The organism is Exiguobacterium sp. PHA03, assembly GCF_041945985.1.
Taxonomy (GTDB): Bacteria; Bacillota; Bacilli; order Exiguobacteriales; family Exiguobacteriaceae; genus Exiguobacterium_A.
This window is the reverse complement of the sequence record NZ_JAUTYQ010000002.1, coordinates 25,713-40,271: the sequence shown is the minus strand read 5'-3', so window position 1 is coordinate 40,271 and position 14,559 is coordinate 25,713. Positions and strand designations below refer to the sequence as shown.

General features: G+C 48.3%; 13 protein-coding genes. 7 read left to right on the top strand and 6 right to left on the bottom strand.

Features of this window, described 5'->3' with window-relative positions:
* Positions 1-155: 155 nt before the first annotated feature.
* From Q7C19_RS11365 to Q7C19_RS11355, 3 genes are all read left to right on the top strand, one after another.
* Positions 156-1,901: a CDP-glycerol glycerophosphotransferase family protein gene (locus tag Q7C19_RS11365; protein WP_375092173.1), complete on the top strand. Its 1,746-nt coding sequence runs from the start codon at positions 156-158 to the stop codon at positions 1,899-1,901.
* Between the two features lie 17 nt (positions 1,902-1,918).
* A complete protein-coding gene (locus Q7C19_RS11360; RefSeq protein ID WP_375092172.1) occupies positions 1,919-2,959 on the top strand; it encodes an acyltransferase family protein in 1,041 nt (346 codons plus the stop codon).
* Between the two features lie 149 nt (positions 2,960-3,108).
* Positions 3,109-4,305, top strand: coding sequence for an MFS transporter (locus Q7C19_RS11355; RefSeq protein WP_290748430.1), 1,197 nt, complete (start codon positions 3,109-3,111; stop codon positions 4,303-4,305).
* Between the two features lie 79 nt (positions 4,306-4,384).
* Here Q7C19_RS11355 and Q7C19_RS11350 read toward each other — a convergent pair whose 3' ends face one another.
* The 3 genes from Q7C19_RS11350 to Q7C19_RS11340 all read right to left on the bottom strand — a co-directional run bounded on the left by Q7C19_RS11350 (position 4,385) and on the right by Q7C19_RS11340 (position 5,883).
* A complete protein-coding gene (locus Q7C19_RS11350) occupies positions 4,385-4,684 on the bottom strand; it encodes a hypothetical protein (protein ID WP_035411525.1) in 300 nt (99 codons plus the stop codon).
* 67 nt (positions 4,685-4,751) lie between these two features.
* Positions 4,752-5,204, bottom strand: a complete 453-nt coding sequence (locus Q7C19_RS11345) for a DUF4385 domain-containing protein (protein WP_075642788.1) — start codon at positions 5,202-5,204, stop codon at positions 4,752-4,754.
* 49 nt (positions 5,205-5,253) lie between these two features.
* Positions 5,254-5,883 carry a TetR/AcrR family transcriptional regulator gene (locus Q7C19_RS11340; RefSeq protein ID WP_290748437.1) on the bottom strand — a complete coding sequence of 210 codons (630 nt, stop codon included), beginning with the start codon at positions 5,881-5,883 and terminating at the stop codon, positions 5,254-5,256.
* A 108-nt stretch (positions 5,884-5,991) separates the two neighbouring features.
* Between Q7C19_RS11340 and kynU the strand changes: the two genes are divergently transcribed.
* From kynU to kynB, 4 genes are read left to right on the top strand one after another with little or no spacing between them, the layout of a single operon-like run.
* On the top strand, positions 5,992-7,269 hold the full coding sequence (gene kynU / locus Q7C19_RS11335; RefSeq protein ID WP_375092171.1) for a kynureninase: 1,278 nt from the start codon (positions 5,992-5,994) through the stop codon (positions 7,267-7,269).
* A 10-nt stretch (positions 7,270-7,279) separates the two neighbouring features.
* Positions 7,280-8,659, top strand: coding sequence for an amino acid permease (locus tag Q7C19_RS11330; RefSeq protein ID WP_035411537.1), 1,380 nt, complete (start codon positions 7,280-7,282; stop codon positions 8,657-8,659).
* 23 nt (positions 8,660-8,682) lie between these two features.
* Positions 8,683-9,522 carry a tryptophan 2,3-dioxygenase gene (gene kynA, locus Q7C19_RS11325; RefSeq protein ID WP_056064509.1) on the top strand — a complete coding sequence of 280 codons (840 nt, stop codon included), beginning with the start codon at positions 8,683-8,685 and terminating at the stop codon, positions 9,520-9,522.
* Positions 9,523-9,535: 13 nt separating this feature from the next.
* Complete coding sequence (gene kynB / locus Q7C19_RS11320) at positions 9,536-10,159, top strand: arylformamidase (RefSeq protein WP_375092170.1); 624 nt, start codon at positions 9,536-9,538, stop codon at positions 10,157-10,159.
* Between the two features lie 38 nt (positions 10,160-10,197).
* Here the strand turns inward: kynB and Q7C19_RS11315 are convergent, their stop codons facing one another.
* From Q7C19_RS11315 to cydD, 3 genes are all read right to left on the bottom strand, one after another.
* Positions 10,198-10,836 (bottom strand): cyclase, encoded by a 639-nt coding sequence (locus tag Q7C19_RS11315; RefSeq protein WP_375092169.1) that lies wholly within the window; start codon positions 10,834-10,836, stop codon positions 10,198-10,200.
* A 124-nt stretch (positions 10,837-10,960) separates the two neighbouring features.
* Positions 10,961-12,670: a thiol reductant ABC exporter subunit CydC gene (gene cydC / locus Q7C19_RS11310; protein ID WP_290748450.1), complete on the bottom strand. Its 1,710-nt coding sequence runs from the start codon at positions 12,668-12,670 to the stop codon at positions 10,961-10,963.
* On the bottom strand, positions 12,667-14,397 hold the full coding sequence (gene cydD / locus Q7C19_RS11305; RefSeq protein WP_290748453.1) for a thiol reductant ABC exporter subunit CydD: 1,731 nt from the start codon (positions 14,395-14,397) through the stop codon (positions 12,667-12,669). Before cydD ends, cydC begins: the two co-directional genes overlap by 4 nt.
* Between the last annotated feature and the right edge of the window lie 162 nt (positions 14,398-14,559).

Below are 14,559 nucleotides of genomic sequence, written 5' to 3'. Positions count from 1 at the left end.
AATCCCTATTAATTTTAATGTCTCACGATATAATGAGTGGTGATTTCTAGTTTCACTATACTATGTTCAACTGCATTTTAAAATTTTATCGTTATTGTGTAAATGTAATGTAATTATTCGAGCGAGGAGAGATGGTTTTGACAGAAGAGACACTTATGCCTACTTTACATGCCGAGGTCACCTACTTGGAATTAGCCGGAACGACGTTTCGTTTCGAAGCACGTTTAAGCGGATTGACTGATTTTTTGCACGCCGAACAAACATTATTTGAAAATTCTATATTGCATCAAACTGATTCCGAGGAACCGGTCGACGACTATATTCAGTCTGAACCTGTTGAAGTATCGGTACCACTCGAACGTGCCATCGTTTTTCGGAACAAACGAAATAAACGGACGTTCATCTGCCGATTTCCATTTGAAGGAGACTGGACGGAAGAGTCCTTTACAGGCGAATTAAATTTGAACCACATTACAACAACGGGTCGTCCGTTGCCGATGGGTTATTTTGATGCTTTTTTCGCCATCGTGCAAGGAAAGACGATCTTACATGAAGCGCCTTTTGGTGATACACGTTCACTCATTCCTATCGCTTACCGCGTTGATACGAAACATAGTAACGCGTTGATCTTACTTGAATACGAACTTGTCGTGCAGTATTCACAATACAGCAACTCTTTAGGTTTCCATTCCCTGAAAAAAGGCGAATCGAAACGTTTAGTTCAAGTCATCGATCGGTATAAGAAATGGAAGAAAAACATGAAAAAGCGGGCGTTCAAGTTCCGCCGTTTTACGTTCAAGGCGATTTATAACGTCACGAAATGGACCCAACCGATCCAAGAGAATAAAGTCATCCTCGCTTCCGACTCACGAAGCGATATTAGTGGTAACTTCGCCTATATCTTGGATGAAGTCGAGCGGCGCAATCTCAATCTCGACGTGAAGACGTTCTTCAAACCGAATCTCCAGTCTCGCCGTGATTGGCGTGATAAGTTTGCGCTGCCGTATCACTTAGCGACAGCAAAGACGATTCTTGTCGATGATTTCTATCCGATGATCTATCCGTTGAATATTCGTAAAGGTAGTGACCTCGTTCAAGTCTGGCATGCCGTTGGCGCCTTCAAGACGTTCGGTTACAGTCGCCTCGGAAAACCAGGTGGTCCAAGTGCGAACTCGCTCAGTCACCGGAACTACACGAAAGCGATCGTTAGCTCTCATAATGTCGCCCGTCATTACGCAGAAGGTTTTGGTTTACGGGAAGACCAAGTTATCGCGACCGGTATTCCTCGGACGGATATGTTCTTCGATCAACCGTTCATCGAGGAAGCGAAAGCACGTATTTATGAGGAATATCCAATCTTCAAACAAAAGAAAGTCATCATGTTTGCTCCGACATTCCGAGGAAATGGTGCGAAGAGTGCCTATTATGATTTTGATCAGCTGGATCTCGATGCGTTGTATGAAGCACTTCATGAGGAGTATGTCTTTGTCCTAAAACTCCACCCGTTCATCCGTCGTCGGATGGAGATTCCTGAAGTCTATGCCGACTTCTTCCTTGATTTGACGGATCATCGTGAAATCAATGAATTGCTGTTCGTCTCAGACATTTTAATCACGGATTACTCATCGACGTGTTTCGAGTTCTCTCTATTGAATCGACCTATGTTGTTCTTCGCGTACGATCTTGAAGACTATATCTCGAAACGCGATTTTTACTATGATTTCGAGGAATTCGTACCTGGTCCGATCGTCAAGACATCAGAAGAGTTGATTGAGCGAATTAAAAATCAAGACTTCGAAATGCACAACGTCAAAGCATTCGCGGAGTACTTCTTCGAGCATCAGGACGGGAAATCGAGTGCCCGGTTCGTCGATCAAATTCTGCTTGGTGAAAAAAAATGACCACTGCTATCAAACCAGTGACCGCTCCTATGTACGATCATTGGCTTGGAAACTATAAAGTGCTACTCATTTTCACGGTTGTCTTTGGTCACTTGATCGAGACGTTCCGTGACTTACCAGGAAATGATGTCGTCAAGATGGCATATAACGTCATTTACCTGTTGCATATGCCAGCCTTCATCTTCATGAGTGGCTATTTCTTCAAACAAGCGCGACCACAACGAATCATCGCGTTCGTCGTTCTCTATTTTCTCTGGCAGTCGATTCACGAAATTTATTTATCTTACACGCAGGATGACTCCTTACGGGAAATGCTCGATGGATTACTTCATCCACTCGTTCCGAACTGGACACTTTGGTATTTGCTCGGCATTATCATTTGGCAGACCGTCACACCGGCTTTTCTAGCGATGCGTTTTCCGCTGATCGTCAGTGTCTTATTCGCCTTATTGATCAACGCCAATCCAGATTCGATCACGAACTTCCTATCATTACAAAAAGTCGTCAGCTTTTATCCGTTCTTCTTGATGGGGTATCTCGTCAAGGAGCGTGGCTGGTTAACTGATACCGGCTGGCGAAAACAGATGACAGCACCGATCGGGCGGTTGACCGGACTGATCATCTCACTCTTGATTGCCGTCTTCATGATTCTCTGGACAAAAAATGGGTTTGACACGGTCTGGCTCTTTTACCGCGATACGTATGGTGAATTCGAAGTCCCGCTTCTCAAGGGAGTGGCAATCCAACTGTTTCTTTACGCCATCAGCACTATCATGATCTTCTCCGTTCTCCTGCTCGTACCGCATCGGTCGTTCGGTGAACGGTTCGACCAGATCGGAATTCAGACGCTCGCGATCTATTTGATCCACTCGTTCATCGTTCGTTTGTTCCGAGATTCGGTTCCACCAGCCATTACAGAGTCACCACTGTTATTGATTGGACTTTCTTTCTTACTCGCTACCGGATTCGTCTGGTTGCTGTCGAGTCGACCCATCGTGACGATTTTCCGACCGTTGCTGTCACCGAACGTCAAATGGTTATTCAAAAAAGAGCAATAAGTTTGAATTGGCTCTATCCTTCTTGAAGGATAGAGTCTTTTTCAAATCATCGACTCGTCTACGTTGACAGACGCTTTAGCTTGAATCTAAGATAATGAAGGTGAAACAAATAACCGCTTACAAAAAGCGGGTCGAAAGAAGGGGTCCCCTTGCACGCGGATCAACGAAAAAAATTAACGGTTCTCATGATCAATATGTTTATTGCGGTCGGGAGCTTCGGGATCATCATTCCGATTCTACCCGCTTACTTAGCGTCGATTGGACAAGGTGGAACGGCGGCTGGATTAATGATTGCCATCTTTGCCGGAGCACAGCTCGTCATGTCACCGATTGCTGGTAAATGGGCAGATCAATATGGTCGTCGTAAGATGATCATCTATGGATTGATCGGCTTGACGCTCTCGATGTTTGTCTTCTATTTCTCAAACTCTGTCACGGTTCTCTACATCTCGCGCGCAATCGGTGGTGCCGGTGCCGCACTCCTGATTCCAGCGATTTTTGCTTACGTTGCGGACATCACGACGATGGATCAACGTGCAAAAGGAAACAGCTATGTTTCAGCTGCGATGTCACTCGGGATCGTCATCGGTCCAGGAATCGGTGGATTCCTTGCCGAGTATGACTTAAAATTGCCGTTGCTCATCTCAGCGATCGTCTCGGGTGCAGCTGTCTTATTCAGCGTCCTGTTACTTCAAGAAAGCGAACAACACGATGCAACAGCGATGGCACCAGATGAAGGGTCGATGCTTAAGAAACTGGGGACATCGTTTAAAAAACCGTACTTCGTACCGCTCGTCATTACACTCGTCATGAGCTTTGGTCTCATGGCATACGAATCGGTACTCGGTCTGTTCGTTGATGATCAATTCGGTGCTTCACCGAAGGACATCGCGATCATGGTGACGTCAACTGGAATCATCAGCGTCATTGCTCAAATCTTCATCGTCGATAAGTTATCCCGTAATTTAGGCGAAGGAAAGGTCCTGAACCTGTTCCTGTTCATCGCAGCACTCGGCTTCCTGTTGTCATTATTGACATCAAGTTACGGTGGATTCTTTGCGATTACCCTCGTCATCTTCCTTGCGACATCGATTTTACGCCCCGTCTTGAATACGATGATTTCAAAGCTCGCTGGTAATGAGCAAGGCTTTGCTATGGGAATGAACAATGCCTATATGAGCATCGGGAACGTGCTCGGACCGACGCTTGCCGGTGTACTGTATGACGTCAACATTTTCTATCCATTCGCACTTGGTCTGATCTTCCTCGTCGTGACGTTCATCGGATCATTCATCTGGCAAAAACGTCAAGCACGATTAATTGCCAAGGTCGAACAGAGTTCTTAAACGAATCAAAAATAGCCTCGATCGCTCTATCCTATTGGACAGAGTAATCGAGGCTATTTCCTTTATCCCTATTCGTTCGTCATACGAATTGTTCCTCCGTTACTGACACGAGCAGTTTTGCAGCGATTTCTGTTAACAAGAAGACGAAGACGACTCCTGTAAAATCCAGCGTCAACCATGGCATCAGACCACAGCCGATCAAAAACGTCCCAATCATTAATGGACGATATGACGAAAAGGATGGTCGCTTCGGACGGATACTTAAAAGGATGCTCACAATACCAAGCATGATAAGCCATATCAATGAAATATCATAGAAAAAGTGATCGACCAGTAAAAATAGACCGATCGGATACAGCGGAATCCACCAACGGTTCATCCTCATGCCTCCCGTTTTCTTTTCAGTATCGCATGGTTTGAATGGATTCCCTTTATTTTGAAATGACTTATCCGTACTGCTTTTGATGCGCACGTTTGAGTTCAAGGTATTCTTCGTCCGCCCGAATCAAATCCCATTTTTCTTGGAAGATGGCCGCGGATTTTGCTTTTTCTTCGTCGATTTCGCGTGTGTGTAATTCTTTGGTCTCTTTATCTTTATATTTGCGCCCACCCTTGTAGTTCGCGTAACGTCGCGCACGCGTATGCCCCATCTGAATGAACTTCCGCGCCATATCCATGCCGACGAAGTCCCCGTCTTCTTTATAAGCTAAATACATCTCATAAATTTTCTCAGAGGATTCCTTCGCGATGTCCGGCGTCTTAAAACGCCAATGTGGCAAAATCTCACTTTTATAGGGTTCGACGAGCAAGACCCCTTGCTCCCCGCGTCCAACCCGGTATTTTTCCGGCTCCTTGCGAAAATCCGTCGTCTTGAAATCGAGATCGTAATCAAATGGCATCCCGGTCACGCTCCCTTCTACTTTGAAACGTTCCCTTCCTGTCCGTTCATCAATCCTCGATCCGGTAGAGTCCTTGCGTATAAATCGTCGCTAAGACGTGTGCGATCTCTTCAATCGTCGCTGTTGCTTCTTCACGGACGACTTCGAATAAATACATCTCGTTCGCGAAGAACCAGCCACGGGCGACGAGCTTCGGATCGACATCTTGTCGCGCGAGTCCTGTCTCCTGCGCATATTGAATGTCCTGACTGATCCGATCGATGAAGCGTTCTCGAATCGCTTTCCATTTCGCACGGACGATGTAAGAGACGCCGATTGCTTGCTCAACGATCCGTAGCATCGCTCGTTCTTCTTCCGCGAGACGTAAGAAATCCGTAGCTTGCGTCACGATACGTTCCTTTGCCTCTAGCGACGTCGTCGGTTCAAATGTTCGTTCCGCAATCGCATGGAAGCGACTCATGACATCTTCCATCAGGACGACGAGCAACTCATCTTTCCCTTCAAAATGCACGTAGGCTGTTCCGTAGCCGACGCCAGCTTGTTTGATCACTTGTGAAATCGTTGACGTTTGAAACCCTTGTTCTAAGAAGACGTCACGTGCCGCACTCAACAGTTTTTCGCGTGTCCGCACTGTGCGCAGATGTCGTTTATCGATTTTTTCTGGTTGAGAAGATGACATGTCCTTCACTCCTTTTGTTTTCTCTATTCGATAATATTGACACAATGTCAATTTGTTTGCTACGCTTTTGTCAAAATTGATTGAGTATTCATTTGAGGAGGATGACGTATGACATTACAAGCAAAACGGACGGATGCCGTTGCTCGGGACGAGCAAGATGCACTCGCCGCCTATCGTGATGAGTTTTATCTGCAACCGGGTAGTATCTATATGGACGGAAACTCGCTCGGTTTATTATCGAAGCGTGCCGAGAAGACGTTGCTCGAGTCGCTATCAGACTGGAAAGAACTCGGAATCGACGGCTGGATGAAAGGACGTCATCCTTGGTTCGAATTATCAGAACGTCTCGCTGCCCTCAACGCTCCGCTTGTCGGCGCACAAGCGGAAGAAGTCATGGTCACCGGTTCGACGACCGTCAATCTACATCAACTCGTCGCGACATTCTTCCAACCAACAGAAGGACGAGATAAGATTTTAGCGGATGCGCTGACGTTCCCGTCGGACATCTATGCTTTACAAAGTCAGCTTCGTTTACGCGGACTGGATCCGGAGACACATCTCGTCCAAGTACCAAGTCATGATAGTCGCTTTTTAGAGGAGGACGATATCATTGCCGCGATGACAGACGATATCGCTTTGATTGTCTTGCCTGCCGTGCTGTACCGAAGCGGACAGATTCTTGATATGGAGCGTTTAACGAAAGCGGCACACGACCGCGGTATCTTGATTGGTTTTGATGGCTGTCACTCCGTCGGAGCCGTTCCGCACGCTTTCCATGACTGGGGCGTCGACTTTGCTTACTGGTGTAATTACAAGCACTTGAACGGCGGTCCTGGAACAGTCGGTGGATTATTCGTCCACGAACGTCATTTCGGAACGTTGCCTGGGCTGACGGGCTGGTTCGGTTCGCGCAAGGACAAGCAGTTTGACATGGATCACACGATGACACCGGCCGAGCACGCAGGTGCCTTCCAGATTGGAACACCACACGTCTTAAGTCTCGCCCCACAAATCGGTGCGTTAGAGATGTTTGACGAAGTCGGTATTGAAGCCGTCCGAACGAAGTCACTCGCCCTGACGCAGTACATGATGGACCTTGTCGAGCAGGAACTCATACCGTACGGTTTCGTCATCGGAAATCCAATTGACGATAAACGCCGTGGGGCGCATCTCAGCCTCGAGCACCCGGAAGCGGCGCGGATCTGTAAAGCACTCAAGGAAAATCGGATCATCCCCGATTTCCGGGCACCGAACATCGTCCGTCTAGCACCCGTCGCGCTCTACAACACGTTTACCGATGTCTATGACGTCGTCGCGACACTTAAACGAATCATGGAAGATAAAGAATACGAACGTTTCGCGAATGAACGCGAAGTCGTTGCTTAAGGAGTACACCATGGAACAACCTACTGAACTACGGCGTGAACTCAAGACACGCCAACTCACGATGATTGCAATGGGCTGCGCGATCGGTACCGGTCTCTTCCTCGGAAGTGGGCTTGCAATCGGTCTTGCTGGACCGAGCGTTTTGATCAGTTACGCAGTCGGCGCCTTCATCGTCCTACTTTTAATGGGCTGTCTGGCTGAAATGACGGTCGCCCATCCGACATCTGGCTCGTTCGGTACGATTGCTGAACGATACATTAGTCCGTACGCGGGTTTTCTCGTCCGCTATTCGTACTGGATCGCAAACGTTCTCGCAATCGGCGTTGAAGTTAGTGCGATCGCCATCTATATGAAATACTGGTTCCCGGACGTTCCTGGGGTCGTCTGGATTCTCGTATTCGCTGCCGCGTTGATTTACATCAATGCTACGACAGTCAATACGTTCGCAACCTTTGAGTACTGGTTCTCGGTCATTAAGATTAGTGCCATCTTACTGTTCATCCTGCTTGGTGCTTACTTGGTCATCGGTAGTCCGAGCCCTGAGATTGGTCCACAAAACTTCACGAATGATGGTGGCTTCATGCCATTCGGCTTCTCGGGTCTCTGGATTGCGATCTTCATCTCCCTGTTCAGTTTCCTCGGAACGGAATTGATTGCTGTCACTGCCGGTGAAGCAAAGGACCCGGACGTTGCCGTACCGAAAGCATTAAAAGCGACGGTTTTCCGTCTCTCGACGTTTTATGTCGTCACGATTGCTTTAATGTTGATGATTGTCCCGTGGCAACAAGCAGGCGGCGTCGATCAAAGTCCGTTCGTCAAAGTAATGGAGATGCTATCGATTCCATATGCAGGCGGTATCATGAACTTCATCATCCTGACGGCAGCGCTCTCCGCGATGAACAGTCAGCTGTATGCTTCGACACGGATGATGTATTCATTATCCAAGGCAACATATGCGCCAAAAGTATTTGGTCGTTTAAATCGAAAAGGTGTACCGCTCTTCGCACTCGCCTTATCAACACTCGGCATTTTTCTCGCTGCGATCATCAGCAGTCAGTCGAGCGTCTCTTATCCGTTCATGATGGGGATTTCGATGTTCGGGGCGATCTTCACATGGTTCATGATTTTCATCTCCCACCTCTACTTCCGTAAAGCCTGGGAACGTGAAGGTGGACGGACGTTACCGGTTCGGATGATGGGCTATCCGTATCTGACGGCCCTCGGTGCATTGTTGTTATTCGCACTCGTCCTGACGACATGGTTCACAGATTTCCAAATCGTCTTGAAGTTTGGTATACCGTGGTTAGTGTTCTTATCTATCGCCTATTTCTTCTGGAAACGGGCGCATCCAGAACAACTGAAGACCGCTGAAAAACGAAAACTGAATTAACTCGATAAAGGGGATGAATGGGAATGACAAAGACAGATCCTACGTCTATTGAAGCATCGATTCAAACGGATTTTAAGAAAGATATGTCCTATGGGGATTATTTGCAACTGGATCCATTGCTTACGAGTCAACATCGCTTATCGGGGCATCATGACGAGATGCTGTTCATCATCATTCATCAAACGAGCGAGCTATGGATGAAGCTGATCCTGCATGAGATGCGTGCAGCGACGCAAGCCGTTGCAAACGATGATCTCGAATCATCGTTTAAGATGCTCGCACGGATTTCAAAGATTCAGCACCAGTTGATCCAGTCGTGGAATGTCTTGTCGACCTTGACCCCTGCCGAATATCTGGAATTCCGTGACGCGCTCGGTCATTCGTCCGGTTTTCAGTCGTATCAAAACCGTCAAATCGAATTCGCGCTCGGTTTCAAGAATGAGCAGATGCTAAAAGTCTATGCACATGATGAAACACTCTATCCGATGATGCTCGAAGACTTGAAGACACCAAGCATCTACGATGAAACGATTCGCGCGATGGCGCGTCATGGACTACCGATCGACGCGTCCGTCCTTGAGCGTGATGTCACGGAAGACTGGACGCCGAATGCAAGTGTCGAGGCCGCTTGGGCAAGCGTCTATCGAGATGTCGAGCAATACTGGGATCTGTATGAACTCGGTGAAAAACTACTGGATATCGGAAGCCAGCAACAGATGTGGCGCTTTAACCATATGAGTACCGTCGAACGGATCATCGGACAAAAACCAGGAACGGGCGGTTCGTCTGGTGTCAGTTATCTACGGCGTGTGCTCGACCACCGGTTCTTCCCGGAACTGTGGTCGGTCCGCACGACATTATGAGGAGGATGAAACGATGACACGATGGATTGATGTTTCACAACCACTTGATCGTCACGTCACGACGTGGCCGGGGGATACACCGTTTGAAGCCACATTGACATGGAATAAGGCAGACACCGGTTCCGTTAACGTCGGCAAAGTTACGATGAGTTTGCATACCGGTACCCATGTCGACGCGCCGTTTCATTTTGATGATGCTGGACAAAAAATCATCGACCTGGATCCAGACCTCTATATCGGACATGCGCGTGTCATTTACTTACCAGGGCGTACAGAAATCACAGCCGCTGATTTAGATGGCTTTGAGCTAAATGACGTCCAGCGCTTGATCATCAAAACGGATGGTTGGATCGACAAATCGACTTTCCCAGAGACGATTCCTGTGTTGACACCAAGTCTTGCTGAACGTCTCGGAGAACTCGGGATTTTGCTGATTGGTCTTGACTTACCAAGCGTCGATGCGATTGATAGCAAGGAAATGGCAGCCCATCACGCACTGGCACAGCATGGAATCCATATCCTCGAAGGACTCGTCCTCGATGCGATCACGCCTGGTGATTACCACTTGAATGCCGTCCCGCTCCCGCTCGTCGACGGCGATGGTAGTCCCGTTCGCGCCTTACTTCGTCCATACTAAAAAAATCCGTCCAGCAGCCTCTCTGCTGGACGGATTTTTTACTGATGTAGCGGTTCGAATAGACTGGCTTCGATCTGACGAATGACATGTCTGAGAACTGCAAGTGACGAATCGACCTCAAATCCTTGATCGAGTGAATGATTCGCTCCTTCGATAACATCGATCATTAATTGTGATGTCCGACACGTTTCAAGTGCTGCCTCATCATAAAACTTATCGGCCGTGCCAATGACGATCAGTCCAACTTGCGTCGATGTGGCGATTTGTTCAACCACTTCATTTAGGACGGGTGTTAAGAAAACGAAGCGTGCTGTCTGTAGACTCGGCTTAGCAAGTAACGCAGCAAGCGGAATCGTGCCTAACGATTTTGCGATAAACTGAACGTTTTCGTATGGATGCTTTGCCAGCACTTCCGAGACGACAGCGTCAACCCGGCGCGTCATGCAGGCATTTGATTCAGCGTCTGACATTGAAAATAGATCTTCTGTCACATAGTGAATGCAGATGACATCGATGCCTCGCGCGAGTAATGCCATTCGACTGTAGTAAAAGTATGGATGGTCGTATACGTACGATGCTCCCGAAATCAAGAAGCAGACCTGTTTGGATCCCATTTGAAAATGATCATATGAAACGGTCGTCTGATCGACGACGATGGATGATTGTTTGATATCCATGAAACCCCTCCACGTTTTTTCTAGACTTTACCATTTCAGAGGTGGACTGTCATGTCTTTTCAGTTCTTCCAAGCTAAATAAAAAAGGCAATGAACCTTACTTGATTCATTGCCTTTCATACTTTTTATCCAATCGGAGCAAACACCGACTGCTCGACTTGTTTTAACTCATAAAACGCCCCTTGTCGTGTCATCAATTCGGCATACGTTCCGACTTCGATGACGTGACCCTGATCCATGACGATGATTTGATCCATCGCTTCAAGACCTGCTAAGCGGTGGCTGACGAGGACAAGTGTCGCATCCGTTGCTCGCGCAAACAGTCGCTTGAGAATCATCTGTTCCGTCAAAGCATCAACGGATGACGTCGGTTCGTCAAGCAAGTAAAGCGATGCTTCTCGCAAGAGCACGCGGGCAATCGCTAGCCGCTGTTTTTCTCCTCCGGATAAGTTCTCTCCTTTTTCAAACACACGATCACTCAACTCGAATGTCGTTAATCCGACATCATCGAGTGCTTGTCGCATCGCTTCGTCCGTCGTTGCTTCGTTTGCGAGAAGTAGATTATCACGAAGTGTTCCATAAAAGTAGTGATTTTGTTGCAGGACGACATTCGCGTGCTGCCAGAGTCCTTCCGGATCAACCGTCTGACTGTCCTGTCCAGCAATCGTTAATCCGTCCGTCGGATACATCCGTAACATCAATTGAAGTAACGTTGATTTCCCGGAACCACTCGCTCCGACGATCGCCGTCTTCTTACCAGCCGGAATCGAGACAGTGACGTCACGTAAGACTGGACGGGGTGCATCAGGAAACGTAAACGTCAGCGCATTCGTTTCAAAGGATGGTGCCTGATCGAGGACGAACGGAGCGTACGTCGGCTCCTCTTGCTCAGTCACGACTTCATCGAGTCGTTTCGCAGCATGGCGGCTATCTTCAAAAAAGCCGGGTAAGATCGCCATCGGTGCCGCATTTTCAAAGACGGTCAGCGATGTCATGACGAGTAAAGCGAGGAAAACTCCCTCGAGTTGTCCGCTTGCGACGAGATAGGCACCCACACCGAGGACAAGCCAAGAGATGATCAACGTCACCATCGTATTTAAGGCCAGGTTCGAGACAGCGTGTAAACCATTACGTTTCTCTTCCTCGACATACCGTTTCGCGACGGCATTCAAGTCCTGTTCCTTTTGATCGAGCTGTTGGTAAATCTTCAAATCACGATAGCCTTGGAATAACTCTGTCACTTCTGTCGACAAGTCACCACGTCGAACACGGACTGAACGGGCGAAGCGTTGTTCACGATACGCGAACCATCCCGGAATCAAGAAACCGGTCAGAATTAAACCAAGCAACAGAATCCCGGCAATCGTCCATGAGAAGAAACTGACGAAAAAAATCGTACAGAAGAAAACGAGCAGTAACACGATCGGTGGATAGAGGACACGTAAGAACGTATTTTGTAGACTCTCGACATCCCCGACGATCCGCGCAAGTAAGTCACCACTGCGGTACTTACCAAAAATCCCTGGCGCAAGCGGCTCGAGACGACGGTAAAATGACGTTCGGATGTCACTAAGAATCGTAAACGTCGCCCGGTGCGAATAGTAACGTTCCGCATACCGACTGACGGCGCGCGTCAGACTCGACACTTTTTGCAGGGCGATCAAGACGGCGAGTGTCTGGATCGGTGGCAACAAGGCTGCCTTTGAAATCAGGTAACCACTTGCTGCGAATAAACCGACCGCTGTCACACCGGCGAGGACACCGAAGAAGATCGACCAGGCGATATCGCGTTTTTGATGCACCATCAACCGAAAGACTCCTAATAATTCCTTCATCGTGTTTCCTCCCCTCTCTGGACGCTACGCATCCGCGCATATTCCGAATCGCGACCAAGCAATTCATCATGGGTGCCACGATCGACGATTCGTCCGCCGTCGAGAACGACGATTTGATCCGATCGTTCAATCGTATGCAAACGGTGCGCGACAGTGATGACCGTTGCCGATTGTCCGAGTTGCTCAATCGCTTGTTGGAGCAGTCGCTCCGTTTTGACATCAAGTCCAGTCGTCGGTTCATCAAAGACGACGACGTTCGGGCGTTTCAAGAACGCTCGTGCTAACGCAACACGCTGTTTTTCGCCACCCGATAGACCGCGTCCACCTTCTCCGATCACCGTGTCGATCCCTTCAGGCAACGTCGCAATCAACTCCTCGAGCCCTGCCGCCTGCGCCGCTTCGAAAGTCTCTTCCGGCGTCGCTTGACGAAGCTCACCAATCGCGATGTTTTCTGCCAGTGTTCCGGCATACAGATACGGATGTTGAGAAATGTAGCTCAACTGACGAAACCAGCTTGTTTCCTCCACCTGACCGCGCTCGGTTCCGTCGAGTAGAATCCGTCCTTCTTGTGGATCCGCGAGTCCGGCAATCAACTGCAAGACGGTCGATTTACCGGCCCCACTGCGACCGATTAACGCTACCTTTTGATACGGCTCAATCGTAAGCCCGATATCTTGCAAGGCAAAACGTCCTTCTTGGTACGTAAAGCCGACTTCATCCAAGACGATTTGTGGTGGACGATTCATCGTGAGTTCCGATTGACCGAATGCAACAGGACGATCGTCTGCCGTCAATTCGGCTGCGATCTGTTTCGCTGCTGCCACACTACCGCGTCCCGTGTGGAAAGCAGCCCCCATCTCTTTTAAGGCAAGATAGTATTCTGGTGCCAACACGAGCATCAAGAACGCTGGGATAAAGGTGATGCTTTGAAACAGAATCAAACGCAGACTAACTTCAAGTGCAATCATTCCCATGCTGAGCATCGAGATGAACTCAAGCATCAATGACGACAAGAAGGCGAGCTTCAAGACCGTTAATGTCGCATCTCGGAAATCGAGACTGCTTTTTTCGATGACGTCACGCTGTCGTTTCGCGCGACCGAATAACTTCAACGTCGTCAGTCCTTGTAACGTATCGAGGAACGTTCCTGAGAATGCCGTCATCTTCTCGAGTTGAGCATCGGCCCGCTTTTGCGTCATGATGCCGATGATGATGTAAAACAACGGAATGAACGGCGCCGTGATCATCATGACAAGACCCGTGATCCAGTCATAGCTGAATGCCGCAATCAAGACCATCAAGGGAACGATCGTCGTCTGGACGACTTTCGGCAAATATTGACTATAGTAGCTGTCCATCTCGTCTACTGCATCGAGCAAGACACTGACCTTCTGTCCCGCTTGCCCTTGTAGCATCATCTCGACTGAGCGACTCGTATATTTCGCAACGAGTGCTTCCCGAAGCGCCTGCTTCATGTGTGCCGATAACGTCGTACCAAGACGACCGTTCCAATACGTCACGGCGACTCGGAGCAACAACATACCGAGAACGGTGAGTAGTAACGGAATGACAGCTTCAAACGGTTGTTCTTTTAGGAAAATGCGATCGACCGTCAACACGATGCCGTATGACTGACCGACGACCGCGACCCCCATTAAGAAAGCCGCAATGATGAATTGAATGAGAATACTACGTGGAATCTGGACGATTCCTTTTAATGGATTCATATACAAACGTCCTTTCACAAAGTGTGAACGACTTTTAGTGAATATTTTCACATATCGTACATTTAGTATACCGAATCCGGAACGGGGATGCCATGCAGATGCTGTCGAAAAGGTGTGACGGTTTTGTGAGAGCATATCATTCGACAATTTTTCATCATCGAA